Here is a 25,030-nt window from a genome sequence, read left to right on the forward strand (position 1 = left end):
ATGTCTGAATCTGCCACGCTTGTTGTTGAAGTCCATGTTCCGCTCACCGCTGACACTGAGGTAGCGGAGGGTGAGAGCCGTTTTCCTTGGATTGAGACTCTTGTTGAGTTCACCAGCGAGCTCGAAGAGGGCGGCGAGATTTTCGTTGTCGAAGAGGGCGATGTTTTCAACGATGCCTATGTGATCGTGATCACGGGTGCCGATGAAGCGACTCTCACGGGTGTCGCGAATCGTGTGGCAAATTTGCCCGGGATCCCGACGGGCGTGTTTGCGGTCATCACGGACTCGGATGCCGACGAACTCGGGCAGGGCACGACGATCGAAATTTCCTAGGCTCTGCCGCGAGCGGTAGTTAGTCAAGTTTGCTGGTTTCGTGGGGGCGGCAGCATAAACTGAACGGGCACCGCAGCCGCCAGCCACAGCGTGTGATTCGCTCACCGCGCTGACGAGGGACGATCCGCCCCGCCTGCAGTAGCTTCGTACTACTGAAGAGCACAAAACATGACGAGCAAGACCCCGGTGGGCGCACCTTCTGACGCCGAATCTGTCCCGACAAGCATCTTTGCGCCCCAATTGGTGTGGACCACGGTCGGTGCATTCGCGCTCATCTTTTTGGGCGCGTTTGAGACCCTCGCGGTGACAACAGTCATGCCGACGATCAGCCGCGATCTCGATGGTCAGGCTCTGTACTCTGTTGCGTTCTCGAGCACTCTGGCGGCGAGCGTGATCGGGATGGTGCTGGCAGGTCGGTGGTCTGATCGAACGGGGCCGGCGTGGCCTCTGTTGGCGGCGATGGCTGTTTTCACCGTCGGTCTTCTTGTCGCGGGTCTCGCCGGCACGATGGGAATTTTCATTGGTGGACGTTTTTTGCAGGGACTTGGTTCGGGCGCACTCATCGTTGCTCTCTATGTGGTGGTTGCGCGGCTATACCCGTCAGTACTTCACCCGAAAATCTTCGGGCTGTTCGCGTCGGCCTGGGTCTTGCCATCGCTGATAGGACCGCCAGTTGCCGGTGTCGTCGCTGAGCAGATCAGCTGGCACTGGGTGTTCTTCGGTGTCGTGATTTTGGTTGCCGGTGCTGCTGGCGCGATTCTTCCGGCGGTGCGTGTGCTGTTGAGTCAGTCCGTCTCGCAGGCAGAACGGACTTCGGGCCGCGCCGCGATCGTCTGGTCTCTCGTTGTGGCGCTGGCGGTCATGGGCATCAGTCTTGGTGGTGAGCGCGAGGGAGTTTTCGCTTGGCCGCTCGCTCTGGGAGCTTTCGTGATCGCAATTGTCGCGCTGCGACCTTTGCTCCCTGCCGGAGCGCTCGTTTTTCGCCGAGGTCTCCCTGCCGCGATTATGCTGCGTGGGCTCGTCGCCGCCGCTTTCTTCTCTACCGAGGTTTATCTGCCGTATCTGCTTAATGAGCGCTATGGGCTTCCTGCGTGGCTTGCGGGCCTGATCCTGACCGTTGGCGCAGTGTCATGGGCAACAGGCTCAGCGCTTCAAGGTCGGCTCAGCGATCATGTTCCGCACGAGAAGGTCGTGGTCGTTGGTGCTCTGATGTTGACCTTTGGTATCACCACGCAGTTCGTCACTGCCTACCTCTCGCTTTCGGTGTGGGTTGCGGCGGCGGGGTGGCTCGTCGCGGGTGCAGGAATGGGCATCGCCTTTCCGAGAATCTCGACGCTCGTACTGGCTCACTCCACTGGTCGTGATCAGGGGTTCAATAGTGCAGCATTGTCGATTTCGGATGCAGCAGGTGGCGCCATTGCCATCGCATTCGGCGGTCTTTTTTTCACCGCGGTCGGCGGCTTAGCGAATGGCGCGGGGTTTGTCGCGGCTCTCGCGCTCGCGAGCGTCCTAGCTCTTGTGGCCGTTCCGATTGCGGCGAGGGTGCGAGTGAGGACCGGCTAGCGCGCCCCATTGTTAAGGAATGTGTCGGGCTGTTACGTCACACTCACGCGCCTGAGCTGGAATCCGATTACCGTCGCCGCATGACACTTCTCGCTAATGAAACCACGACCATTGATCTCGCCGCTGAGCGCGCTAACCGTTTGACCGCTGCAGGCCAAGTATGGAACTCGCGAATCGCCGCCACGCCCGAATCGGCGAAACTCACCTACAGGGTGACAGGCGAAGGCGAAGGCTCTGTCGGCACGGTTCTGAAGGCAGGCAAGCACGTATTTCGCATCGACGAGCCTGAGGGCCTTGCGGGGGATGACGTGGCCGCAAGCCCCGTCGAGATTGCTCTTGGTGCACTGATCGCATGCCAGGTTGTGGTGTTTCGTCTCTACGCTCAAGCCCTTGGCATTCGTGTTGACGACATCTCGGTTGTCGCTGAGGGCGACCTCGACGTGCGGGGTCTATTCGGAATCGATGAGAGCGTGCGCAAAGGGTTCAGCGCCATCCGCGTGAACACCACGATCACGGGCCCAGAAAGCCAGGAGCGCTACAATGAGCTGCGCGAAGCCGTCGATGCTCATTGCCCCGTCTTCGACCTGTTCGCGAACCCCACACCCATTACGGCTCAGGTCGTCACAGGCTAGCTGCTCTCGTGTAGAGCGCACTCGTGAGCGGGGCTAATCTCAGGGCTATGAAGCCGTCGTTTGAGTTCAGTTCAGCCCTGACTGTGTGGGACGCGAAACCGAATGTGTTTCTTCTGCCGGTGCCGCCGGATGTTGGTGCCAGTGTGCGGGATGTTCCGATACAGCCACGGGGTTTCGGCGCGGTCGCAGTTGTGGTGACTATTGGTGGCTCTACGTGGAGCACGTCGCTCTTTCCCAGCAGCAGTCATGACGGCTTCTGGCTGCCCGTCAAGGCAGCGGTGCGTCTCGCAGAGAGCATTGAGCTAGATGATACAGTCACTGCGACAATACAGCTCGTCTGAGGCTGGCTGAAGGCTGCTGATGTCTGTTCTGGTCTCGGTAACGGCGGCCTATGCCGGCCAGACGCCAATAATGACCGCCATCACCACCAGTGTTACGAGCTCGTGACTGATGTTTAGCACGGTGAGTCCGGTGGGGCGCCAGCGAGTACCCAGGCGGTGATGAAGCTCACCACGACGGTCACGAGAATCGGTCGCACCGCATCCGACGTCTTTCCGCTGGGGGTGATCCCCGCAGCTTTCATCCAGTAGTTGCCGAACACTTGTGGTGTGTACCAGATGGTGCCGACGATCATGCTCGATAGGGTTGCGAGGACTACCGCGATGTAGTTGATTTCGGGAACCATGACATCCTCCAGTGACTGTGGGTGCCCGAATCCTACTCCCTAGTAACTACCGTGTGATGCCCTCTTCGAAGTTCTGAATTGGGTCGTACCAGCCCTGTTCAAGCACGAAGCTCTGGAATTGCTTATCGAGACCGAGAATGACGGCAATGCCCACAACGATCAGCAATATTCCCACGATGCGCTTGAACGTGCCGTTCGGGTTAGCGAGCCACCCCAGCTTGCGTGCGAAGGCTTGGCCAAGAAAAGCGATAAGCAGCAGAGCAATCGCGAGACCCATGGCGTACACGACGATATAGAGCAAGCCATCAGCGAATGACACCGGCAAAACAGTGGCCAAAATCAGAGCATAGGTCGGAGAACAACTGCTGAATGTTGGTCCGAGTGCAGCGCCGAGCATTACGTCGCCGCCGAGGCCGCCTCTCGAGTAGGAGCGGTTCATCACTGCGTTCGCACGATTCTGGATGCCGGTTGCGAGCATTACGCGTTCCCAGAGCGACGGGAACAGGAGAGTGAGACCGAAGATGAGCAGGATCCCACCAGCAATGATCTGCCAGACCAGTTGTGGCACGCCAAGCAAAGCCGTGGTTGCTTTCAGAAGCAACGTGAAGACAATTACTGACCCAGCGAGGCTCAGAGCGATGACGACCGGGCGAAACCATTGGCGCTCAGCTACAGCGGCATCACTACTTGTGCGAGCGATCGATCCTCCGACAATGACCGGGAGCAGAGGAAGAACGCACGGGGCCGCAACGGTGAGTATTCCTGCCACGAACGACAGCAAGATCAGACTGAGCATCGCGGCCTACAGAAGGGCGTTGAGAACAGTCTGGAGAGTGGGATCCGAGTAGGCAACAAAGTTGTCTTGAAGCTTCTTCCCGCTGGAATCAACCTCGACGAACGTTGTTTGCTGGGTCACTCCATACTCCGCGCGAAGATCCTGGTTGGAGTCATAGTCGACTTTCACGATTGTCACGCCCGAGGGAACACCCTTGGCCTTGATGTCTTCGTCAATCGAGACGCACTGGGGGCACCAGGTGGCGTGGAAGAACAGGAACACGCGACCATCGGCATCCGCAACCACGGAGTCACTGTAGTCAACGTAGTCGCCGGCTCTATCGTTTTCGACCGCTCCGACTTCTCCGCTAGAGCTGGTAGACCCTTCGGAGTTCGATAATCCGCCGTTCGACGTGGTCGAGTCAGCAGAGGTGTTTGGGTTCTGAGCTGCGAGGATCGAGACTGCAGCAACGACAATCACGGCGAGGGCTACAATGACCGCGAGGATTCGCTTGTTCATGCACTCTAGTAACGCACGCAGCCTCGAAAAACTTCCTCTGAGAGAGGAACTTCTCTGGTTATACCCAGACTTCGGATTTATGCGAATACAGCTTGAGATCGCCGAAGGTTAGAGCACCCGTGAATCTGGCTCGCGTATAGGGGAGCAAAACCATGAGCGCCGCACCTGCTCGATGCTCGATACGCACCTCGATCGCGTCTGACTTTGTCGACGCGATTCTGGTATTCGATACAATGGCGCTGCACCTCGAAATGGCCGCCATCTGGCGCAACTGCGTGACCGTCTGATTGATCAAAGCCTGAGCGTCGAGATGCTTTTTGCGCAGCGCATCATCCGCTGTCATCTCTAACACTCGACCGCTCCCATCGGTCATGAGCGCGAAAGTCATGAACTCGCTGGCGTGGACAAGATTGGTTCTGGCCACACGAAGAGCGGAGTCGAGAATTCGATCGACGTCGGACTGTTCGTCGGCGTTCAGCGCGTCCCTCCACGATTGCATATCCAAACCGTAGCGACTCGACTGCCTTCTTGTCCCACGAAGCGCGCAAATCACCCGCGTTTTGGTGTCACAGAGGCTGGGAGCGCTCTGAGGGCATTTCGGTGTTTTTCGACGGGTTTGAGAGCGCTGCGCTAACGTCGAACCATGCAAAAATCTCAGCCCAGTCGTGCACAGCGTGGCCATTCGTTTCTGAGTAGTGCGGGTACCGTGTGATGGCTGCGGATGCCCGTATTGAGACACTGATCATTCTTGGTGCCGGGGGAGACCTCACCTCGCGCCTGTTATTGCCGGGGCTGGCATCATTCTTGGCGAGTGGGGAAGCGCAGAACCTGTCGCTGATTGGAGTCGACCGGCAGGAAATGGATGATGCGGCCTGGAAAAAACGTGTCGCAGCATCGTTCGCGAACCAGCAATCATCGGCCTCGAGCACGGTTGTTGAGGCTGCGCGCTATCTGAAGGCAGACGTCACCGATGCTGCTCAATTGCTCAAGATTCTCGCCAACGCCTCGGGAAGAATTGCGCTCTACTTTGCGCTTCCACCAGCCATCACACAAAAGGTGTGCAGTGCGATCGCGCATGAAGACCTGCCCGAGGGCATTGTCTTCGCGCTCGAAAAACCCTTCGGTAGTGACGAAGCCAGCGCTCGCAGCCTCAACCGGTTGCTTGAGAAAATCTTGCCCGAGAACCAAATCTTTAGAGTCGACCACTTCTTGGGCAAGTCGACGGTGCTCAACCTGTTGGGGCTTCGCTTTGCGAATCGGGTGTTCGAACCGTTGCTCGGTTCACCCAACGTGGCAAAGGTCGAGCTCATCTTTGATGAACCGCTCGCGCTTGAAGGCCGAGCGGGCTACTACGACCGCGCAGGCGCCGTCGTCGACATGATTCAGAGCCACTTGTTGCTTGTGCTCGCGCTGACCGCCATGGAGCCGCCAGCGAGTGTGAGCTCTGAAGATCTTCGGGGTGCGATGGCCCAAGTGTTGAGAGCCACCAGGGTGCAAACTCAGGACGGTGCCAGTGCGCGTCGCGCACGTTATACAGCGGGCACCATCGGTGAACGTGAGTTGCCGGCATATGTCGATGAACATGGAGTTGATGCCGAACTCGGTACGGAGACGCTTGCCGAAGTGACGTTTGAGATCGACAATTGGCGCTGGGCCGGCGTGCCCTTCGTGTTGAGGTCGGGAAAAGCGATGGGCGAGGCGCGTCAAGATATTGTGATCACTTTTGCCCCTGTGCCGCACTTGCCGCGGGGTCTCACAGGCACGGCAGACCCCGCCAAGCTGACAATTTCGATCAAACCAGCCACGCTAGAGCTCGATCTCATCGTCAATGGGGCTGGCGACCCGTTCACCCTTGACCGCACAAAGCTCACAACGACTCTAGGAGACGCAGCCATGAGCGCCTATGGCGAAGTAATCGCTTCGCTCATCGATGGCGACCCAGTTCTGTCGGTGCGTGGTGACGTGGCCGAGCAGTGCTGGCGGATTGTCACCCCGGTGCTCGAAGCTTTCCGGGAGAACCGTGTACCGCTTGATGAGTATCCTGCCGGTTCCCAAGGGCCAACGAGTTGGGGCACAACGTGACCGAGCATCGTAGACGCGGGATTAGCGCATCCGCCGACGCTGTGACGCGGAGCAACCCGAAGCAGGCCTACGAGATTTCTGGCCCGCTAGATCCGACGCGGTTCTATCCCCGCTTCGGCCCTCTTCCCGCCGTTATTGAGGTGCGTAAGCAGTCTGGCGAGTGGAACACCGTTGGCCGCACCCGCACGCTGATGCTTTCCGATGGCGGTCATGTTATCGAGACAATCACCAATACGGATCCACCTGCGTTGTTTGCCTACGAGTTGAGCGAGTTTCAGAAACTGTTCGGAACCCTCGTATCCGGTGCTCGTGCCGAATGGCGCTTCGAGCCCCTCCAGACCGGCTCCATTGTTCGATGGAGCTATACTTTTTTTGCGCGCCCAGCTCGCGGGTGGATCGTCTGGTTGATAGTGAGGCTCTGGTGGGCGCGCTACATGCGACAGGTATTGCCTCCGATCGCTCGAGAGATCGATCACCTCGCCTCGCAGTAAAGAACTCGCAGACGCGAACGCGCAGACACGAACACGCAGCTCGTGCGGTTGGCGAATCGCATTGACTCTTGGCGTCGTTCACACGCCACACGCACCCTTCTCACAACTTGCACAAAGATGCGCTTGTAACAATGAATCTATGTTCCGATCGAGATTCGTAGTAGCGGTATGCGCCGCGCTCTACTTCGCCGCACTGGTGAGTCTCGCTTTCGTGATCGCTCCGGGCAGCAACGGCCGATTTTGGTTCTGGACCACACTCGCGTTTGTCCCCGTCGGAGCGTTTCTGGTGTGCATGTTCGGCAGAGAGCGGTGGTGGGCGGCTCTCGCCTTCAGCGTAGTCGCCGCGACGTGGTTAGAAGCCGCTCAGACTGTCTGGATGCCCGCTGGCTACGCGGATGCTATCGATATTCTCTTGGCGACCATAGGTTCGGCTGTGGGCGTGGCCTCCGCCATTGGTATCTCCTCGTGGCGCAACCATTCGCGTCAATCGCGAAACGCACGAAGCGCACGAAACGGAGGCAAACTTGCGTCGAACCGACGCGCCTCCGCCAGCAACTCCGCGGCACCGCTTAACCTCGATCGGTGACTGACGACCGCTATTCGAACGATGTGCTCGCTGACTTTAGACGCGAGCGTGCCCCCAAAGTCCTCCCGAAGGTGTCGATTGACCCCGGGATGGTAGTTGAGGTCATCGCGGATGGATTTGTCGGAGCGCTCGTGCGCCACGCAAACGGCGTCATTGAACTCGAAGACCGCCACGGTCGCGTGCGGGCGTTCCCGCTTGGTAGTGGCTACCTCATTGACGGAGTCTCGGTGGAGCTCACCAAGCCCGAGGCAGGTGCCGCGGTCGCTCGCACAACCGCCTCTGGGTCGGTTGCCGCCCCTCAGCAGCGAGCCCGCACGGCGCTAGCGAGTCGCATCTATGTCGAGGGACGTCACGATGCTGAGCTGGTCGAACGTGTCTGGGGAGATGACCTCCGCGCTGAGGGCGTCGTTGTCGAGTTTTTGGGTGGCATCGACGACCTTGAAGCAATCGTCGCAGATTTCGCCCCCACCTCCGAACGCAGGCTGGGGATACTCGTCGATCACCTCGTCGCTGGCTCTAAGGAAAGTCGAATCGCCGATGCCGTTAGCCGAGGAAAGTATGGCAAGCATGCTCTCGTGGTTGGGCATCCATTTGTGGATGTGTGGCAAGCGGTGAAGCCGCAAAGTCTCGGAATCGCGGTCTGGCCCACCATCCCTCGCGGCACCGAGTGGAAGCACGGAATCTGCGAAGCCTTCGGCTGGCCACACGATGATCAAGCTGACATCGCCCGCGCGTGGCAGTTCATCCTTTCGAAGGTCACGAGCTTCGCCGACCTTGAGCCGGCACTCTTGGGCCGCGTGGAGCACCTGATCGACTTTGTGACGGTCGATCAGGAAGGCTAGTGAGCGCCCCTCGTGCTCACGTGCCGCGCTAGTCGAGTTGCGGCACTACCTCACGCGCCAAGAAGTCGAGCTGGTCGAGGTCGTGGAAGTCCATGAGTTGGAAGTACAGGCGTGTGAAGCCGAGTGCTTGTAGTTCAGAAACCTTGTCGACAACTTCGCTGGCCGTGCCAGCAAAACCACCAGCACGCAGGTCGCCGGGAGTGCTATTTGCGGCGCTGGCCCGTGCGTCGATTTGGGCCTCGGTGGCGCCGACGGCGGTGGTGCCGGCAATGGAGAGCACGAGGGAATCGGGGTCGCGGTCGTAGTGTTCGCATGCTGCACGCACCCGGTCGATGCGTTGCTTGAGGGGCGCGATTGTGGCGAATCCGGCATTGTATTCGCTCGCGAACTTGGCCGTCAGTGCCGGCGTGCGGCTAGGACCACTGCCGCCGATGATGATCGGAAGCGGGTTCTGCGCAGGCTTAGGTAGCGCCGGAGACTTGCTCAATTGGTAGTGCGTTCCCTCATACGAGAACGTCTTTCCGGGGTCGGTACCCCAGATGCCGGTGATGATGTCAAGCTGCTCTTCGAGCATCCCGAATCGCTTAGCAGGAAAAGGAATGCCGTACGCGGTATGTTCGAGTTCGAACCATCCGGTGCCGAGCCCGAGCTCAATGCGTCCACCCGACATTTCGTCGACCTGAGCCACCTGAATCGCCAAGATACCCGGATGCCGGAAAGTTGCCGAGGAGACGAGAGTCCCGAGCCGAATAGTGGATGTTTCGCGCGCAAGCCCCGCCAAGGTCGTCCACGAGTCTGTCGGCCCAGGCAGGCCCCCGGTGCGGTCATCCATCGTCAGATAGTGGTCTGAGCGAAAGTATCCGTTGAAGCCGAGCTTCTCTGCAGCTTGCGCGAGAATGAGCTGGTCAGAGTAGCTCGCACCGTTTTGAGGTTCGGTGAAAATGCGGAAGTCCATGATGTGAGCCTATTGATGATTAGACTGGGTAGCGAACACGGGAGTCCGGTGAGCCGGGCTGAGAGGGAGCTTCTCCAAGCTTCGACCGTCGAACCTGATCTGGATAATGCCAGCGCAGGGAGCAGACACTCTTGTAACCCGTGCCATTCACTAGATGAAAGGCACGAAAGTGACCACAACAGCACCATCCACTTCATCCTCTAGCTCTACCTCCAATGGTTCGCGTTTTCAGTGGCGAGTAATCGATATCGTCGTTGCGAGCGTGATCGGCGTCGCGAGCGGCGTAATTTTCGTCGTGTGGAATATCGCCTCGTCTCCCATCACTGCGCCACTTGAAGCGTTGCTGCCAGGGCTGCAAGCTCTCGGCGGTGGTTTCTGGCTTTTCGCGGGAGTGCTCACGGCACTCGTGATTCGTAAGCCAGGCGCCGCCCTGTACGGCGAGATTGTCGCGGCGTCAGTTTCGGCTTTGATTGGAAACCAGTGGGGCCCGCTGACCTTGGTGAGCGGTCTCACCCAGGGCCTCGGCGCCGAGATCGTTTTCGCGGCGTTCCTTTACGCCAACTGGCGTGTCAGTGGCGCGGTTCTGGCTGGTGCCGGTGCCGGTCTTGCGATGGCGATCACCGATCTCGTTCTCTGGTATCCGGGATCCGCACTTCCCTTCATTGTCATTTACACCATCGCGGCCATCGTTGGCGGAATGTTCATCGCAGGACTGCTGTCCTGGCTGGCCACTCGCGGTCTTGCCGCTACCGGGGCGCTCAATCGCTTTGGTGCCGGTCGTGAGATTGCGAAGCGAGTCTGATCTCGATTAGGCCTGCTGGCGTCACCGTCGAAGGATGGGGGTGGCGCCACTCGAGCAGGCGTGCGTGGGCTGTTCGCGGGCTCGATTTGCGTATTCAGCCCGGCGAACGCGTGCTACTCCTGGGTGAATCCGGGGCGGGAAAGTCGACGTTCCTCCATGCCCTTGCCGGGGTGGTTGGCGACGATGAGGGCGAAGCTGAAGGCGCTCTCTTTGTTGACGGCGAACTTCCGGCAGCACACCGCGGCCGCACCGGACTGGTAATCCAAGACCCCGATAGTCAAGTGATTTTGGAGCGAGTCGGCGACGACATCGCTTTCGGCTGCGAAAATCTGGGGGTGCCTCGCGATGAAATCTGGAGGCGCGTTCACCACAGCCTCGAACAGGTCGGACTCAACGTCGCTCTTGACAGAAACACGAGTGCGCTTTCGGGCGGACAAAAGCAGCGGCTTGCGCTCGCCGGCGTTCTCGCGATGCAACCCGGGCTCATCGTGCTCGACGAGCCAACCGCGAATCTCGATCCTGAAGGCGTTACTGAAGTTCGGGATGCTGTGATCCGGGTTGCCGAATCCACCGGCGCAACAATTGTGGTTGTTGAGCATCGGGTGTCGGTGTGGAGCGATGTCGTCGACCGAGTTGTTGTTCTTGCCGCAGGCGGGGGAGCGATCGCGGATGGTTCGCCGTTCGACGTTCTCTCCCGTCAGGGTGAAGAACTTGCAGCGCGCGGAGTCTGGATCCCGCAGTTTCCTCCTCCTCGGCCTCAGCGAACGGTGCGTCCCGCCCAGCAGACTCTCCTGAGCACTCACGAACTCGGTGTGGGGCGAAGCACGCGCGCTATCGCGCACCCGCATGATCTCAGCATCCCGAGCAGCCACGCCCTTGCGATTACGGGTCCCAACGGGTCGGGCAAGTCAACCCTCGCTCTCACGCTTGGCGGGCTCCTTGCTCCGGTGAGTGGTGCTGTAGTGGCAAGCCCAACGCTCGCAGCGGGTGCGGGCGAGCACCCGATTCGCTGGAAGTCACGCGAACTGCTCACGCGCATCGGAACCGTCTTTCAAGATCCCGAACACCAGTTGCTCACCAGCACGGTTCGGTCAGAACTTGAAGTCGGACCGCGCGCCCTCAAACTGAACGATGCAGAAGTGGATGCCCGGGTCGACGAGCTGCTCACGCGATTGCGGCTTGATCGGCTGGCTAATGCCAACCCGTTCACCCTCTCTGGGGGTGAGAAACGTCGCCTGAGCGTTGCCACTTCACTGGCAACCCGGCCCCGGATGCTCGTGCTCGATGAGCCCACGTTCGGTCAAGATTCTCGCACCTGGAGCGAACTGCTCGCCCTGCTTGCGCGCCTCGTCGACGATGGCAGCACGGTGGTTGCGGTGAGCCACGATCTCGAATTCGTCAACGCTCTCGCGGATTCGACGGTGACATTGACATGATCTCTATTGCGGCAGTAAATCCGGTTGCCAAGCTCGGCGCAGGGCTCACCGTCAGCCTATTTCTGATTGTCACGATCGACTGGGTTTCGGCGGGGACCGCACTCGTGCTTGAACTCGCAATCATTGCGTTCTTGGGTATCGAACCGAAAAGGTTCTGGCTACGCACCCTGCCTGTCTGGGTGGCGGCACCACTAACGGCGCTGACGATTCTGCTCTACGGCCGCTACGACGGCACCGTGTACTTCGAATTCCTGCTCATCAGAATCAGCGACGGATCTATTGATCTCGCAGTCGCAACCTTCCTGCGTGTTCTCGCGATTGGCTTGCCCGCTGTTGTGCTCTTCATCTCGATCGATCCCACTGATTTCGCTGACGGCCTCGCGCAACGCTTAGGGTTGCCGGACCGTTTCGTACTCGGAGCCCTTGCCGCCGTGCGCATGGTTGGCCTGTTTCTGGATGACTGGCGATCCCTCGACCTGGCCCGTCGCGCGCGCGGTGTGGCGGACCGCGGTCGCATCCGTCGTATCGCAGGCCAAGGCTTTGCCCTTTTGGTGCTCTCGATCCGACGTGGCAGCAAACTGTCGATCGCGATGGAAGCGCGCGGGTTTGGGGGAGACACCCCAAGAACGTGGGCGCGGGAATCTCGCTGGGGCGCCGCTGAATGGCTCACTCTGGCCGTCGGAGCGCTCATTGGGCTTACCGCTACCGTGGTAGCTGTGCTTACGGGAAGCTGGAACCTCATTGTTGCCTAACGCGCGGGGCGTTGCTGACGACAAAGCCTCGCCGGCCGCGGGGCGGAAGGTGCCCAGTGCGCCCCATCCACAGTGGCGCTGCCTCGTCGACGGTCGCTCCGGCTCAGGTAAGACTGAACTGGGGCGTGCTATCGCCGCAGCCTGGCCTGAAGTTCAACTGGTGAAGCTCGATGACTTTTACCCCGGATGGGACGGACTTGATGCGGCAAGCGCGATGGTTCCCAACATTCTGAGTTTGCTGCGCTGGCAGGAGTGGAACTGGGAAACCAATGAGCCCGGAAAATGGCACGAACTCGACGTCGACCGCCCCATTGTCATCGAAGGGGTCGGCGCGGCGAGCCGTGCATCCGCACCCCTGGTAGATCACACGATATGGGTCGAGCTTGACGATGCAACTCGCAAGAAACGAGCTCTCGAACGAGACGGAGACACCTACGCTCCGCACTGGGAGCGGTGGGCTCGGCAAGAACTTCGGTTCATCGCTCGCGAAAATCCGAAAGCTCTCGCCGACGAAATTCGCGATGGAAACGCCGCCGCTAGCTGGTCTTAGTCCAGCGCTGAATGAGATCAGTTCCGCGCGGGTTGATCGTCATCGCATCCGCTTCACACGTGATGATCAACCCAAGAACATCATCGAAATCGCTTCGCGGAATTGTGTAAGGGACCTCTTCGACCGGCTCTTCACCGAGCACAGCGGAGGTCTCAATCGTGTACTTCGAGGCATCCCAGTTTTGGGGGATCGCGACATCCACATTGATCAGAGCCTCGCCTGTAACAGTGCCGTTGTAGGCCTGCGTGATCGTCATAATCTGGTCTTTTTTGGGTACAGCGGTAATGGTGAGCACCAAATCAGAATCGATGGTGACCCCGCCATCCTTTTGCCATGTGAGGGTCTGCCCGCCACTGGGCTCGACAGCGTTCGCAGGGACTCCCTGAATGGGCAGCTCAACGAGAAGCTTCTCAGATAGATCAGTGGTGTCAAGCTCCCACGTGTGACCGAGAGCGCACGCCTGCATTGCGGTGGGCGGCTCGCTTGTGTCAGCGGGTTCGATCAGGGCGCACCCGGATAGCACCAGCAATACTGCGGGCGTCATCAACAACGCACTGGAGCGTTTGCTCGAAATCATCAATCCTCCTGAAATCCTCAACACTCACGAAATCCTACGCGGTCACGACCGTTAGCCCGGCCACCAGACGCTAAGCCCACCCGAGCTCGTGCAATTGCTCGTCATCGATCCCGTAATAGTGGGCAATCTCGTGCACTAGAGTGACGTGGATCTGTTCTTTCAGCTCATCAAGCGTTTCGCAGATAGCAAGCAGAGGTTCGCGAAACAGGATAATGCGGTCGGGCAATTCACCGAAGCCGTAGTTGCCTCGCTCAGTAAGCGCTACACCGTCATAGAGCCCAAGAACGTTCAGCGAGCCGTCTTCTGGGCGAGCCTCAGTGACGAAGACGACATTCTCAAGACCCTCAACAATCTCGTCTGAAAGCGCGTCTAGCTCCTCCACAACGAGTGCCTCGAACTGTTCTTCATCGAGATTCTCCATGAGTACAGCTTGCCAGTCTGTGCTGGGGATGGCGTCCGCGTAGATGCACCTTCAGAAACGTTGATGTGCAGTCGGGCAAGCATGCCTCGGCAAACAAAACAGTGGCTTGGCGATGCGTGACATACCGCGTACCAAACCACTGTTTTCTTGGGGTGAACGACGGGGCTCGAACCCGCGACATCCGGCTCCACAAGCCAGCGCTCTACCAACTGAGCTACGCCCACCAAGGTTGTTTTTCACCCTTCGGCGACAAGCAACTCTACTAGTGTATTACAGCCGTGAGGCGAATCCGTCCACCACGTCAGCGGAAATTGCCTTTGCCTGTTCTGTGGTCGGGCCGGGCTCACTAGCGAAGACTGCCTTGCGGTAATAGTCAAGTTCACGAATCGACTCAAGAATGTCGGCAAGAGCGCGGTGGCCCCCATCTTTCGCTGGTGCGTTGAAATAGACACGAGGGAACCAGCGCCGCGACAGCTCTTTGATCGACGACACGTCGATGCTGCGGTAGTGCAAGTGGGAGTCAACGCGCGGCATGTACTTTGCCAAGAAGGTGCGGTCGGTGCCGATCGTGTTGCCCGCCAGCGGTGCCGAGCGAGGATCGGGGACAAAACGCACGATGTACTCATTGACGGCGAACTCGGCATCTGCAAGCGACACACCGTTGGGTAATTCTTCGATGAGACCGCTAGAGGTGTGCATTTGGGTGACAAATTCACCCATATTCTCGAGCGCCGCCGCGCTGGGCTTGATGACGATTGACATTCCCTCATCGACGGGAACGAGGTCGTAGTCGGTGATAACCACTGCAACTTCGACTAGTTCGTCGATTGCGACATCCAGTCCCGTCATTTCGCAATCGATCCAGACCAGATAATCCGCTTGTGATGCCATCTAGCAATTCTAACGGTGCTGCAGTGCAACGAGCGTTCGCTCACCGTTGTCTGATAAAACTAGAGGATGACCGAATCAACCCCCACACTCGCGCACGGCGACGAGTACATCGTGTTCTATGTCAGCGGCCCGTACGACGGCCAGAACGATAGGCGCATCGCGACCGAAGAGGGGTGGGATGATTATCTGACCCTGATCGCCGCAGACGCCGAAGGGTCAGAAACTCAACTGCGTTACGACCGCCCTGTTGCTAAGCAGGTCGGCGAACAGGTTCACGTGACCTACACGTGGGATAAAGCAGACAGCGACCCCCTGGAAGACCTTGACGAACGAAACGATCTCTAAGACAAACTCCGATCCGACGGAGAGCAACACCGGTCATGCGCAAGAGCGTCCGACGGTGTTGTTTTTCTCGTCGGCTTTCTGCGACCCCTGCGCGACAGCTCGCAACACTCTCGATCAGGTCTCGAAGCTTGTGCCGAGTGTCAACTACGCAGAGTTGGATGTCGCTCGCCATTCGGATGAGGCAGAGCGCGCGGGAATTGTGTCGACACCCACCATCGTAATCGTTGCTGCCAATGGCGATGAGGTCTTTCGAGCTCACGGTGCCCCTACGGTCAATCAGATGTTGGTTGCGCTCGCAAAAGCGGTGTAGCGCCTCAACACGCTATCGTTTAAGCCGTATACCCCGCCCTCGTAGCTCAGGGGATAGAGCAGGAGCCTTCTAATCTCTTGGTCGCAGGTTCGAATCCTGCCGAGGGCACCCAAAAAAGAGGGGCGGCCGACGATGATTCAACCCAATAAAACTCAAGCAACAGCCGCAAGCGTTGCTCAGTTCATTTCTGGAGTGGAATCTGAACGGCGCCGAGACGAAGCAGCAACCCTGCTGGGCCTCTTCGGGCGCGTTTCTGGTCAGGATGCCGTCCTGTGGGGCTCCTCGATCATCGGATTCGGGTCAACCCACTACCGTTACGCCACGGGCAGGGAAGGCGACACCGCAACGATCGGTTTTTCGCCACGAACGGCGAAGATCTCGATCTACACGGCGCGGAATTTTCGAGAATTTCCCGATCTGCTTGAACGCGTCGGCACACACGAGCTGGCGGTCGGGTGTCTCTATATAAAGAAGCTCGAGGACATCGACCTGAAGGTGCTTGAAGAACTACTCACTCGCAGCTATGAGGTCGCCCGCATCGACTACGACGCCCGCGCCGAGAACAACTGAGTTGTGGCGTTGTCACCGCTGCGTTCAGCGCTCATGATCACAGCGTTGGGAGGCGCTTAGTGCCTAAGCCTCCCGCTTCACAGCGGACCGCGCAGCGGGTGACTATTTACGGTCGGGCGTTACGACCACGGTTGGCGCAGTGTGTGCGCCAACCGTGGTCGCGGCAGAACTGGAGTGCGCGCTTTCTTCTGCAGCTTGTCGTGACGCCCATTCCTGCTGCTTGACCACAAGTTCATCTTCGGCTTCGCCGGTTTCGTACTTCCAGCTTGCGAGGTCTTGGGCAAAAAGCTTTTTGGCGCGGGCGGGTCGCGCCTGCCAGTCGATGAGTCCTTCTTGAAGTTCTGCCAGGTCTTGTTCAGCCTGGAAGCTGTAGTTGATGGAGTTCTTTTTCATCGTTGCAAGTTTGTGTGCGGCCCAGTCGGCAGCGACATTCGCACCCTTGAGTGGGAGAAGGCGCACACGCACTTCCGCTTCGCTTGCCTGATAGTCGACGTGTTCTTTCTCGTTCGCCGAGAGGGTGCTCCATGCAGCCGCGCGTCGGCCCGAAGAAATAAGGGCTGCAACCGCGGCTGCTTTGGCCTGACGATCCTGCTGGCTGATGAGGCGACGCAGCGACGAGCGAGCAATCATGCCGACAATGATTCCTCCGACAACGATCGCAAGGAAGGGCACAAGGGCGCCTGTGACGAACGCTGAACCCTGATCGGAGTTAAACCACTTGACGAGATCGTTCCACCACTGAAGCATCATGTTGGCACTGTAACCCGGCTAGCGAGCGCCGGTGCATAGCGACAGGCGAGTCACATCAAAACCGGAAGATGTCGAGTGCGTCGTCGATCGACCAGAAATCTCCGAGAGGCAAGAATCGGCGCTGACGTTGGAGCATGCGTTTGGCTTGAAATCGGAATCCTGCAGCAGATTGCCAGCGGTGCACGTATCCGAGCACCTCGCCGTCAGGTCGGGTTATTCGCCACAGATCGGCGTTGAGTTCAACGGTCACGATGCCCGATGTGATCGAGCGTGCTGTTCCCGCAAAGTCGAGAGTGGTCATGGTTGCCCTTCGGATAGTCATCGCGAATGTGTATTCTTCGAATATATGTTCGAATACTGACATTTGGCGCAGAACTTTCCCCAGGGCCTTAACGACGAACCGGACCCCGCATTGTTGCGGGGCCCGGTTTCACGCGATGGTGCTGGACGCGGTCAGCGCAGTGTGGTGCCGTCGACTGCGAGCGGTTCGATTGCCGCAAGCTCGTCATCCGTGAGCGCTGCACCGTCGAGCGCTGCAAAGTTGTTCTCTAGCTGTGCGACACTGCTGGCACCAACGAGGGCAGACGTGACCTGTGGATGACGCAGCACCCAGGTGAGCGCAAGCTGCGCGAGGCTCTGCCCGCGGTTCTGCGCAATCTCGTTGAGGGCACGCACCCGCTGGAGGTAGATGTCGCCGAGTGGGCCAGGCTGTAGCCAGCGGCCCTCAGCAGCACGTGAACCGTCAGGGATGCTGCCATCCATGTAGCGGTCTGTCAGTAGGCCCTGAGCGAGCGGAGAAAATACGATGCTTCCCGCGCCGACCTGATCGAGCACGGGGAACAGTGCGTCTTCGATGTGACGATCGAACATGTTGTAGCGGGGCTGGTGAATCGTCAACGGGATGCCGTATTCAGCGAGTGCTTCGGCGGCGGCAACAGTCTGCTCAGGGTTGTAGTTAGAAACACCAACGTAAAGTGCGCGGCCGGAGTTCACTGCAGTCGCCAGTGCTCCCATCGTCTCTTCGATTGGCGTTTCAGGATCAGGACGGTGGTGGTAGAAAATGTCGACGTAGTCGAGACCCATGCGGTCGAGGCTCGCGTCCAACGACGACAGCAGATATTTGCGCGAACCCCAGTCTTGATACGGGCCAGCACCCATCTCGTAGCCGGCCTTGGTTGAGACGATGAGCTCGTCGCGGTATGGCACAAAATCGTCGGCAAAAACTAGCCCAAAGTTACGCTCTGCGGCACCAATCTCAGGGCCATAATTGTTGGCGAGGTCGAAGTGCGTGATGCCGAGATCGAAGGCACGGCGCAGAATGGCGCGCTGGGTTGCAAGCGGCCGGTCGGAACCGAAGTTATTCCACAGGCCCAAAGAAATGGCGGGAAGTTTTAGTCCACTGCGACCTACACGGTGGTATTCGGTGGTGTCATATCTATTGGATGCGACGTCATAAGGCATTCGCACAGCATATGTCCAGCGACTGAGGGAACACCACACAAGGGGTGTGTGTTGTATGAGTCATTCGGCCCAAGAAAGTAGGCTCAACTTATGCACACATTTCATCTCGCAGGCGGCTGTTTCTGGTGCCTCGATGCGGTTTATCGCACCCTCAACGGAGTCACAGATGTTGTCTCCGGTTACACGGGTGGCCACGTTCCTAACCCCAGCTATGAGCTGGTCTGCACGGAGACCACCGGCCACGCAGAATCTGTCGCGGTGACCTTCGACCCGGAGGTCATTCCCGACGAAGTCATTCTCGACGTTTACTTCACACTTCACGACCCGCGTCAGCTCAACCGGCAGGGCAACGACATCGGCTCGTCGTATCGTTCGGCGATGTTCTACGACGGTGAGGAGCAAAAGACACTCTTCGAAGCCGCTCGTGATCGGGCATCCGAATATTGGGATGGTGGCATTGTCACTACCATCGAGCGCCTTGAGAACTACTACAACGCTGAGGACTACCACCAGGACTTCTTCGCCAAGAACCCCGGTCAGGGCTACTGCATGGCCGTAGCACTGCCCAAGGTCAACAAGATCCGTTCATCGTTCTCCAGCTACATTCGCTAATTCATCGACGTACGCCGTCTAGCCACGAAAGTCTTTATCTTCTGAGCTAGGCGGCGTACGGTCATAAGCGAACGACGCTGGTGTCGCTTCACTAATCGAAGGAGGTTCGGAAATGACTGATCACACTCTGACCGGACAAACCTGGGTCGCATTCACTCAGGCTGGAGCAGTTGGCTCGGTACACCGGGTGACAGACGGGTTCACCTTCAAGTTATTGAAAGACGAAGATTATCGAGGCGTGTATCCGACATTGGATGCCGCAAAGTCTGCACTGCACGCGAGCCTGCTGCCGGGCACTGATTGGCCGGCGTTCCGCGAGCACTAGGTCGCATTAGCAGTTAGCGCGCGGCTACTGCTCCTGAGTTATGTCTTGGTGGGTGCTGGATCCACAGATGGTTGTGCCCACCCCGAGACCCGGTGGCGATGTCGAACACTGGTGAGTGACGGATGCCGGGTCGGCTTCCCGGCACGAGTGTCGGCCCGCATCTGTCTCCACTCACAGTCGCGCAGCGCGCTGTAGCGACGCAGACAAAGGAGCAGACATGACTGACAGCATCACCGTTTCCGGGCTCGTCGCCACGACACCTCGCCACATCGTCACGGGCGAAGGCTTGCCCATAACTTCTTTTCGGCTTGCGTCAACACAGCGCCGTTTTGATCGTGGAAGTCAGCGGTGGATCGATGGTGACACCAACTGGTACACCATCACCGCATTCAGGCAGCTGGCCGTCAACAGCGCTACATCGGTAGGCAAAGGTGACCGCGTGGTTCTCAACGGACGACTGCGCATCCGCGAGTGGGAGAATGCCGACCGCAGCGGCACCAACGTCGAGATCGAGGCTGACTCGCTCGGTCATGACCTCATGTGGGGCACCGCGCAGTTCTCGCGAACGATCACCAACAGCGCCAGCGCCAGCGCAACTCAGCTCGAGAGCCGTGGCCATGCAACTCGCGACGAATTTGAGTCGCCAGCGGATTCGCAAGACGAGGAAGAGTCGGAGCACTCAACCGCAGACTCGGAGGAATCCACAGACAATGATCTAGAGCCGGTCACTCCCTTCTGAGCGGATCGTACGCGCAGTCAATCTAGACTTGACGCGGCCCTGAGCACTCATGGTCGGCGAAAGGATTGCAATGCGCGTACGACCAACTCACCGAACCGGCGGAGCGATCGCACTCACACTTGCCGCTGCAGTGGTGCTCAGCGGATGCGTGGCCTCAACACCAGAAACCGCCGTGACGCCCACCACCGAAGCGGCGAGCACACCTTCGCCCGAAGCCACCCCCACCGGACCAATCCTTCGCCCGGGTGAAGCAGCTGCCGCAAACCGACAGTTCTTTGACTTGATCAACACCAAGTATCACGACGCAAACGGCCAGGGAGCTGGTCGAAGTATTGTCGACAACCTCGTCGCGAACGGCTTCAGCAAGCAAGATATGGAAGTCACCCCAGACAGCACCGCAATCGGGCTTGCCGCAGACTCCATCGTTGTCTCAGTGAGAATCAAAGGTGAGTGCCTGCTCGGCCAGTTCACTCCAGACAATTACGTGTCATCCATTGAGCCACTTCTTGGCACCGGAGGGTGCCTCGTCGGAAAGACCCGAACAATCGACTGGTAGTGCCCAAACGGATTCGACTGCACCCGAACGCTCCGTAGAATGGTTGCATGGCCGAATTTATTTATTCCATGGTGCGCGCGCGAAAAGCGGTCGGTGACAAGCTCATCCTTGACGACGTCACAATGTCGTTCTACCCCGGAGCAAAGATCGGAGTGGTCGGCCCCAACGGTGCCGGTAAGTCCACAATCCTCAAGATCATGGCAGGGCTCGACACCCCGAGCAATGGTGAAGCTCGACTCAGCCCCGGCTACAGCGTCGGAATCCTCATGCAGGAACCTGAGTTAGACGAAACCAAAACGGTCCTCGAAAACGTTCAAGAGGGCGTTGGCCCGATCAAAGCGAAGGTCGACCGGCATGCCGCCATTGGGCTCGAAATGGCCGAGCCAGACGCCGACTTCGACGCACTCATGGCAGAAATGGGATCGCTGCAAGAAGATATCGATGCTGCAGACGCGTGGGACCTCGACTCTCAACTTGAGCAAGCAATGGATGCCCTCCGCACGCCGCCAGGAGACTGGCCCGTCGACAAGCTCTCTGGTGGAGAGAAGCGCCGTGTAGCCCTTACCAAGCTCCTCCTTCAGAAGCCTGACCTGCTGCTACTCGATGAGCCTACTAACCACCTCGACGCCGAGAGTGTTCTTTGGCTCGAGCAGCACCTCTCCAAGTACCCGGGCGCCGTACTGGCCGTAACTCACGATAGGTACTTTCTCGATCACGTCGCCGAATGGATCGCAGAAGTCGACCGCGGCCACCTCTACCCCTACGAGGGCAACTACTCCACCTATCTCGAGAAGAAGCAAGAACGGCTCCAGGTGCAGGGCAAGAAAGACGCCAAGCTTGCGAAGCGTCTCTCCAGCGAACTCGAATGGGTGCGCTCCAACTCCAAGGGTCGACAGACAAAGTCGAAAGCACGACTCGCGCGTTACGAAGAGATGGCGAACGAAGCAGAGAAGACGAGAAAGCTGGACTTCGAAGAGATCGTCATTCCCATGGGCCCGCGACTCGGATCCCAGGTCATCGACGCCAAGAAGCTCAAGAAGGGCTTTGGCGATCGAGTACTTATTGACGGACTCAGCTTCACCCTTCCCCGTAACGGAATCGTCGGAGTCATCGGCCCGAACGGTGTCGGAAAGACCACACTGTTCAAGACCATCGTTGGCCTGGAACCGCTCGACGAAGGAACGCTCAAAATAGGCGACACCGTCGATATCTCCTACGTCGATCAGGGTCGTGGTGGCATCGACCCCAACAAGACTTTGTGGGAAGTTGTTTCAGATGGTCAGGATTACATTCAAGTCGGAAAGACTGAAATCCCGTCTCGAGGCTACGTATCGCAGTTTGGTTTCAAGGGCCCCGACCAGCAAAAGAAGGCTGGCATTCTTTCCGGTGGTGAACGCAACCGACTGAACCTTGCGCTTACGCTCAAGCAGGGCGGAAACCTCCTCCTGCTTGACGAACCGACAAACGACCTCGATGTCGAAACTCTCGGCAGCCTCGAGAACGCGCTTCTTGAGTACCCCGGCTGTGCTGTGGTGATCACTCACGACAGGTGGTTCCTCGACCGCATCGCGACCCACATCCTCGCCTACGAAGGAACCGACGAAAACCCGGGAGACTGGCACTGGTTCGAAGGAAACTTCGACGCTTACGAAGAGAACAAGATCGAACGACTCGGGGCCGACGCCGCCAAGCCGCATCGCAGCGCTTACCGCAAGCTCACCCGCGACTAGGTATGAGGCTTCACGTACCGCTCCCGCTGCGCTGGTCAGATGTTGACGCATACCAACACGTTAACAATGCCGAAGTGTTTCGTCTGCTCGAAGAGGCGCGCATCCACGCATTCTGGCCAGCCGCGGGAACGGATGCACCCCTCACCGCAGTTCTCGATGGTCGCCCCGGTGGTGCAACGATGACGCTCATTGCGCGCCAAGAGATCGAATATCTGCTCCCGATCCCGTACCTGCGTGAACCCATCGACATTGAACTGTGGATCGGACGCGTCGGGGGAGCGAGCCTTGAAGTGTGTTATGAGATTCATACCCCAGTGGGCTGTGAACCCCGGCAACTCTACGTTCGTGCCTCAACAACGCTTGTGCTCGTGGATAGCACAACATCGAGACCACAACGCATCAGTGACGAACAGCGCGAAGTATTCTCGCGCTACGCCGAGGAGCCGTTGCAATTCGCTAAGCGACGCTAGAGCACCTCGTTAAGGTCGAGCCACTCGGAAACCGCGTGTGCGCCGCGAGCCTCGAGAAGCTCGGCCGCGTACTTAACGAGCTCCTTGCGGTTCTCGATTCCCGAACCCAAAGGCAAGGCAAGGTCAATGCCAGCGGCCGAACACTCCTCGGGAGTGAGATGGATTACGGCAGCAACAACGGCGAGCCACGTCTCGCTGCCTTTAGCTCCGCGCAAGTAGTCGACAACTTTTCCCGCAAGGGACTGCTGATCCAGACGGCCCTCACCCGTGAGGATCACATCCGCGCGCGCGATCATCTCGCTCAACCCGATCGCATCAGCGACCACTTGAGCGCCTGGCACTAGCTCCGCGCCGAACAGGGCGACTAGTCCCGCAGCGATTCCGCCCGCAGCGCCCATTCCCGGCAGCGCAGCAATGCCCGCCGCAGAAAAGCCGCGATCGGACGCAAGTGTGGTCTCCGCCAGCACCTCCGAAAGGCGGGTTAGCCCGGCATCCAACACCGCAATATCGGATGCCGATGCACCCTTCTGTGGCCCAAATACGTGGGCTGCGCCATCAGTTCCGGTCAGCGGGTTGGTCACATCAACGGCGACGCGCCATTTCGTCTCCAGTGCGCCAACAATCAGTGCGCTGAGGTCAATCGTTGCGAGGGACGTGAGCTCTCCGCCGCCCGGCGCCAGTTCACCACCGTCGGAGTCGAGAAATTGCACGCCGAGAGCACGCAGGAGCCCTGTTCCACCGTCGGTACTCGCTGAGCCGCCAAGAAAGAGGGTTATCTCGCGAGCACCGCGCTCGATTACGCTAGCCGCAACGACCCCGACACCGTAGCTGTCTGCTCGTAACGGCTGCAGCGGAACATCGGAAACGTGGGGGAGTCCGTTTGCTTGGGCAGCCTCGATGACCGCCCGTTGGCCTTCGAGATCGAAGCCGTAATGGGCGTCGCGCTTACGCCCCAGTGCGTCGATCGTCGCCATTGACAACGCAGGCTGCAACCACGCGGCAAGCACTGCTTCGAGAGAACCCTCGCCGCCGTCTGCCATGGGGAATGTCAGCACAGTGGCGGTGTCGGGTAGCACTTCTCGGGCACCACGCTCAAGGGCGGCAGCGGCATCCGCAGCGCTGAGGCTGCCCTTGTAGGAATCGGGGGCGATCACGATCATGGGGCTGTGGATGTCTGGCATGTTTCGACCCTAGCGCGAGCGAGACTCCTACTCGGCCCGCCAGTAGAACCAGCGGGCAGGAAAAAAGGGGCCGCCCGAAGGCGACCCCTTTTCGTAGATTACGGTGCTACTAACACCGCGGTTTCACACAGTATTAGCTGGTGAGACCGTCTACGTAGTCCTGGTTCGCTGCCATCCAGTCGGCAACGATGGGCTCGTAGTCGGTTCCCTCGTACTCGTTGTACATGACGTTTTCGAGCGAGTAGAGCAGCTCGGAGTCCATCTTGAAGTCAGAGATCCAGTTCGTGATTTCTGGCATGTCGTCGCTCAGGGTGTCGCGTGCGAAGGAGTGAATTCCCTCTGCGTCTCCGAGAGTTCCCTCGGGGTCAGCAAGGTCCTTGATGGGGAATGCATCATAGGCCCAGTGCGGACGCCAGAGTGTTACCGCAATGTTCTCGCCGTTGTCGAGTGCTGCCTGAAGTTCAGCAAGCATCGCGGGGGTCGACGAGGTCAGGAGCTCCATGCCGTCAAGACCATAGGTAGGCATGGTCTTGGTCATGACCGCTTCGGTGAGACCAGCGCCCGGCTCGATACCGACGATGCGGTTGCCGAACGTGTCAGCGTTAGCCGCGAGCTCTTCGAGCGAGTCGATGGGAGCATCTTCGTTCACAGCGACGGTGAGGCCAGCCTCGGTGTTCCATGCGCCGAGATCCTCGATCGTGGCGCCGTACTCTTCCATGAGACTTGCGTGAGTGACAGGAAGCCATCCGTCAAGCGCGAGGTCATAGTCACCGGTGCTGAGTCCCGAGAAGATCGGGGTAACGTCAGCGTATTCCAGCTCGACGTTGTAGCCCTTATCTTCAAGGATTGCCTTCCAAAGGAACGAAACTGCTTCGCCCTCGGGCCATCCGTTGAATACGGCGATGGTGAGGTCCTTGTTCTCAGTAGCACCGTCACCTGCCGCCGTGTCGTCTCCGCCTGCGGCGCAAGCCGACAGACCGAGGAGCGTTGCAGCTCCGATTGCGAATGCAGCGCGTGTCTGCTTCTTCATTGTGTCGTCCTTTTCTGTCAACGCTGAAGCGTCGACGGTGTTGACGTCGGTGCACACAG

At 58.9% G+C, this 25,030-nt stretch carries 33 protein-coding genes, 2 tRNA genes, 1 pseudogene and 1 riboswitch; of the genes and pseudogenes, 22 read left to right on the forward strand and 14 right to left on the reverse strand.

The window, feature by feature from the left end; all coding sequences use genetic code 11:
• The 4 genes from AADH44_RS04570 to AADH44_RS04585 all read left to right on the forward strand — a co-directional run bounded on the left by AADH44_RS04570 (position 1) and on the right by AADH44_RS04585 (position 2,869).
• A complete protein-coding gene (locus AADH44_RS04570) occupies positions 1-333 on the forward strand; it encodes a glutamyl-tRNA amidotransferase (protein ID WP_341954317.1) in 333 nt (110 codons plus the stop codon).
• A gap of 168 nt (positions 334-501) precedes the next feature.
• A complete protein-coding gene (locus tag AADH44_RS04575; protein ID WP_341954318.1) occupies positions 502-1,896 on the forward strand; it encodes an MFS transporter in 1,395 nt (464 codons plus the stop codon).
• 80 nt (positions 1,897-1,976) lie between these two features.
• A complete protein-coding gene (locus AADH44_RS04580; RefSeq protein ID WP_341954319.1) occupies positions 1,977-2,528 on the forward strand; it encodes an OsmC family protein in 552 nt (183 codons plus the stop codon).
• A gap of 23 nt (positions 2,529-2,551) precedes the next feature.
• A complete protein-coding gene (locus tag AADH44_RS04585; protein ID WP_341954320.1) occupies positions 2,552-2,869 on the forward strand; it encodes a DUF1905 domain-containing protein in 318 nt (105 codons plus the stop codon).
• A 48-nt stretch (positions 2,870-2,917) separates the two neighbouring features.
• On the opposite strand, the pseudogene AADH44_RS04590 reads toward AADH44_RS04585, so the two are convergent.
• From AADH44_RS04590 to AADH44_RS04605, 4 genes and pseudogenes are all read right to left on the reverse strand, one after another.
• Positions 2,918-3,213: pseudogene (locus tag AADH44_RS04590) on the reverse strand (DUF1761 domain-containing protein).
• Between the two features lie 46 nt (positions 3,214-3,259).
• On the reverse strand, positions 3,260-4,009 hold the full coding sequence (locus AADH44_RS04595; protein WP_341954321.1) for a cytochrome c biogenesis protein CcdA: 750 nt from the start codon (positions 4,007-4,009) through the stop codon (positions 3,260-3,262).
• Between the two features lie 6 nt (positions 4,010-4,015).
• Positions 4,016-4,507 carry a thioredoxin family protein gene (locus AADH44_RS04600; protein ID WP_341954322.1) on the reverse strand — a complete coding sequence of 164 codons (492 nt, stop codon included), beginning with the start codon at positions 4,505-4,507 and terminating at the stop codon, positions 4,016-4,018.
• 58 nt (positions 4,508-4,565) lie between these two features.
• Positions 4,566-5,006, reverse strand: coding sequence for a hypothetical protein (locus tag AADH44_RS04605; RefSeq protein WP_341954323.1), 441 nt, complete (start codon positions 5,004-5,006; stop codon positions 4,566-4,568).
• A 212-nt stretch (positions 5,007-5,218) separates the two neighbouring features.
• Here AADH44_RS04605 and AADH44_RS04610 point away from each other — a divergent pair, with 212 nt between their 5' ends.
• The 4 genes from AADH44_RS04610 to AADH44_RS04625 all read left to right on the forward strand — a co-directional run bounded on the left by AADH44_RS04610 (position 5,219) and on the right by AADH44_RS04625 (position 8,508).
• On the forward strand, positions 5,219-6,589 hold the full coding sequence (locus tag AADH44_RS04610; protein WP_341954917.1) for a glucose-6-phosphate dehydrogenase: 1,371 nt from the start codon (positions 5,219-5,221) through the stop codon (positions 6,587-6,589).
• Positions 6,586-7,080: an SRPBCC family protein gene (locus tag AADH44_RS04615; protein ID WP_341954324.1), complete on the forward strand. Its 495-nt coding sequence runs from the start codon at positions 6,586-6,588 to the stop codon at positions 7,078-7,080. Before AADH44_RS04610 ends, AADH44_RS04615 begins: the two co-directional genes overlap by 4 nt.
• A gap of 139 nt (positions 7,081-7,219) precedes the next feature.
• Entirely contained in the window at positions 7,220-7,666 is a 447-nt protein-coding gene (locus AADH44_RS04620; protein WP_341954325.1) for a VanZ family protein, read from the forward strand.
• Positions 7,663-8,508, forward strand: a complete 846-nt coding sequence (locus AADH44_RS04625) for a DUF3097 domain-containing protein (protein ID WP_341954326.1) — start codon at positions 7,663-7,665, stop codon at positions 8,506-8,508. The genes AADH44_RS04620 and AADH44_RS04625 overlap by 4 nt, the downstream gene beginning before the upstream one ends.
• Positions 8,509-8,536: 28 nt before the next feature.
• Here the strand turns inward: AADH44_RS04625 and AADH44_RS04630 are convergent, their stop codons facing one another.
• Entirely contained in the window at positions 8,537-9,463 is a 927-nt protein-coding gene (locus AADH44_RS04630; protein ID WP_341954327.1) for an LLM class F420-dependent oxidoreductase, read from the reverse strand.
• Between the two features lie 27 nt (positions 9,464-9,490).
• A riboswitch (TPP riboswitch) is annotated at positions 9,491-9,601 on the forward strand.
• A gap of 31 nt (positions 9,602-9,632) precedes the next feature.
• Here AADH44_RS04630 and AADH44_RS04635 point away from each other — a divergent pair.
• The 4 genes from AADH44_RS04635 to AADH44_RS04650 all read left to right on the forward strand — a co-directional run bounded on the left by AADH44_RS04635 (position 9,633) and on the right by AADH44_RS04650 (position 13,003).
• The gene (locus AADH44_RS04635) at positions 9,633-10,265 is read left to right on the forward strand and encodes an ECF transporter S component (RefSeq protein ID WP_341954328.1); all 633 of its coding nucleotides are present in this window, start codon (positions 9,633-9,635) and stop codon (positions 10,263-10,265) included.
• Positions 10,266-10,351: 86 nt separating this feature from the next.
• Positions 10,352-11,701, forward strand: a complete 1,350-nt coding sequence (locus AADH44_RS04640; RefSeq protein ID WP_341954329.1) for an ABC transporter ATP-binding protein — start codon at positions 10,352-10,354, stop codon at positions 11,699-11,701.
• On the forward strand, positions 11,698-12,453 hold the full coding sequence (locus tag AADH44_RS04645) for an energy-coupling factor transporter transmembrane component T (RefSeq protein ID WP_341954330.1): 756 nt from the start codon (positions 11,698-11,700) through the stop codon (positions 12,451-12,453). Before AADH44_RS04640 ends, AADH44_RS04645 begins: the two co-directional genes overlap by 4 nt.
• A gap of 49 nt (positions 12,454-12,502) precedes the next feature.
• The gene (locus AADH44_RS04650) at positions 12,503-13,003 is read left to right on the forward strand and encodes an ATP-binding protein (protein ID WP_341954331.1); all 501 of its coding nucleotides are present in this window, start codon (positions 12,503-12,505) and stop codon (positions 13,001-13,003) included.
• Here AADH44_RS04650 and AADH44_RS04655 read toward each other — a convergent pair.
• The 4 genes from AADH44_RS04655 to orn all read right to left on the reverse strand — a co-directional run bounded on the left by AADH44_RS04655 (position 12,990) and on the right by orn (position 14,892).
• Positions 12,990-13,580, reverse strand: coding sequence for a hypothetical protein (locus tag AADH44_RS04655; protein ID WP_341954332.1), 591 nt, complete (start codon positions 13,578-13,580; stop codon positions 12,990-12,992). The two genes, AADH44_RS04650 and AADH44_RS04655, sit on opposite strands and share 14 nt — an antisense overlap.
• Positions 13,581-13,650: 70 nt before the next feature.
• Positions 13,651-14,001 (reverse strand): metallopeptidase family protein, encoded by a 351-nt coding sequence (locus AADH44_RS04660; RefSeq protein WP_341954333.1) that lies wholly within the window; start codon positions 13,999-14,001, stop codon positions 13,651-13,653.
• A gap of 148 nt (positions 14,002-14,149) precedes the next feature.
• Positions 14,150-14,225: transfer RNA gene (locus AADH44_RS04665), tRNA-His, on the reverse strand.
• A 46-nt stretch (positions 14,226-14,271) separates the two neighbouring features.
• The gene (gene orn / locus AADH44_RS04670; protein ID WP_341954334.1) at positions 14,272-14,892 is read right to left on the reverse strand and encodes an oligoribonuclease; all 621 of its coding nucleotides are present in this window, start codon (positions 14,890-14,892) and stop codon (positions 14,272-14,274) included.
• A 66-nt stretch (positions 14,893-14,958) separates the two neighbouring features.
• Here orn and AADH44_RS04675 point away from each other — a divergent pair, with 66 nt between their 5' ends.
• From AADH44_RS04675 to AADH44_RS04690, 4 genes are all read left to right on the forward strand, one after another.
• Positions 14,959-15,237, forward strand: a complete 279-nt coding sequence (locus AADH44_RS04675; RefSeq protein ID WP_341954335.1) for an oligoribonuclease — start codon at positions 14,959-14,961, stop codon at positions 15,235-15,237.
• Positions 15,215-15,547 (forward strand): thioredoxin family protein, encoded by a 333-nt coding sequence (locus tag AADH44_RS04680; protein ID WP_341954336.1) that lies wholly within the window; start codon positions 15,215-15,217, stop codon positions 15,545-15,547. Before AADH44_RS04675 ends, AADH44_RS04680 begins: the two co-directional genes overlap by 23 nt.
• 35 nt (positions 15,548-15,582) lie before the next feature.
• Positions 15,583-15,655, forward strand: a tRNA-Arg gene (locus tag AADH44_RS04685).
• A 24-nt stretch (positions 15,656-15,679) separates the two neighbouring features.
• Entirely contained in the window at positions 15,680-16,117 is a 438-nt protein-coding gene (locus AADH44_RS04690; protein ID WP_341954337.1) for a DUF1801 domain-containing protein, read from the forward strand.
• Between the two features lie 102 nt (positions 16,118-16,219).
• On the opposite strand, the gene AADH44_RS04695 is transcribed toward AADH44_RS04690, so the two are convergent.
• The 3 genes from AADH44_RS04695 to AADH44_RS04705 all read right to left on the reverse strand — a co-directional run bounded on the left by AADH44_RS04695 (position 16,220) and on the right by AADH44_RS04705 (position 18,328).
• Positions 16,220-16,867 (reverse strand): hypothetical protein, encoded by a 648-nt coding sequence (locus AADH44_RS04695; protein WP_341954338.1) that lies wholly within the window; start codon positions 16,865-16,867, stop codon positions 16,220-16,222.
• 55 nt (positions 16,868-16,922) lie between these two features.
• Entirely contained in the window at positions 16,923-17,168 is a 246-nt protein-coding gene (locus tag AADH44_RS04700) for a hypothetical protein (protein ID WP_341954339.1), read from the reverse strand.
• A gap of 152 nt (positions 17,169-17,320) precedes the next feature.
• Positions 17,321-18,328, reverse strand: coding sequence for an aldo/keto reductase (locus AADH44_RS04705; RefSeq protein ID WP_341954340.1), 1,008 nt, complete (start codon positions 18,326-18,328; stop codon positions 17,321-17,323).
• Between the two features lie 90 nt (positions 18,329-18,418).
• Here AADH44_RS04705 and msrA point away from each other — a divergent pair, with 90 nt between their 5' ends.
• The 6 genes from msrA (at position 18,419) to AADH44_RS04735 (ending at position 22,760) form a co-directional block, all read left to right on the forward strand.
• Entirely contained in the window at positions 18,419-18,940 is a 522-nt protein-coding gene (gene msrA, locus AADH44_RS04710) for a peptide-methionine (S)-S-oxide reductase MsrA (protein WP_341954341.1), read from the forward strand.
• 112 nt (positions 18,941-19,052) lie between these two features.
• Complete coding sequence (locus tag AADH44_RS04715; protein WP_341954342.1) at positions 19,053-19,265, forward strand: methyltransferase; 213 nt, start codon at positions 19,053-19,055, stop codon at positions 19,263-19,265.
• Positions 19,266-19,482: 217 nt separating this feature from the next.
• Complete coding sequence (locus AADH44_RS04720) at positions 19,483-20,004, forward strand: single-stranded DNA-binding protein (protein WP_341954343.1); 522 nt, start codon at positions 19,483-19,485, stop codon at positions 20,002-20,004.
• 70 nt (positions 20,005-20,074) lie between these two features.
• Positions 20,075-20,560, forward strand: a complete 486-nt coding sequence (locus AADH44_RS04725) for a hypothetical protein (RefSeq protein ID WP_341954344.1) — start codon at positions 20,075-20,077, stop codon at positions 20,558-20,560.
• Positions 20,561-20,607: 47 nt separating this feature from the next.
• Positions 20,608-22,290 (forward strand): energy-dependent translational throttle protein EttA, encoded by a 1,683-nt coding sequence (ettA, locus tag AADH44_RS04730; RefSeq protein WP_341954345.1) that lies wholly within the window; start codon positions 20,608-20,610, stop codon positions 22,288-22,290.
• 2 nt (positions 22,291-22,292) lie between these two features.
• Positions 22,293-22,760, forward strand: a complete 468-nt coding sequence (locus AADH44_RS04735) for a thioesterase family protein (RefSeq protein ID WP_341954346.1) — start codon at positions 22,293-22,295, stop codon at positions 22,758-22,760.
• Here the strand turns inward: AADH44_RS04735 and AADH44_RS04740 are convergent.
• Positions 22,757-23,941 (reverse strand): glycerate kinase, encoded by a 1,185-nt coding sequence (locus AADH44_RS04740; RefSeq protein ID WP_341954347.1) that lies wholly within the window; start codon positions 23,939-23,941, stop codon positions 22,757-22,759. The two genes, AADH44_RS04735 and AADH44_RS04740, sit on opposite strands and share 4 nt — an antisense overlap.
• Before the next feature lie 133 nt (positions 23,942-24,074).
• Complete coding sequence (locus tag AADH44_RS04745) at positions 24,075-24,971, reverse strand: glycine betaine ABC transporter substrate-binding protein (protein WP_341954348.1); 897 nt, start codon at positions 24,969-24,971, stop codon at positions 24,075-24,077.
• Between the last annotated feature and the right edge of the window lie 59 nt (positions 24,972-25,030).

The sequence above is a fragment of the Salinibacterium sp. TMP30 genome (genome assembly GCF_038397785.1).
Lineage (GTDB): Bacteria > Actinomycetota > Actinomycetes > Actinomycetales > Microbacteriaceae > Rhodoglobus.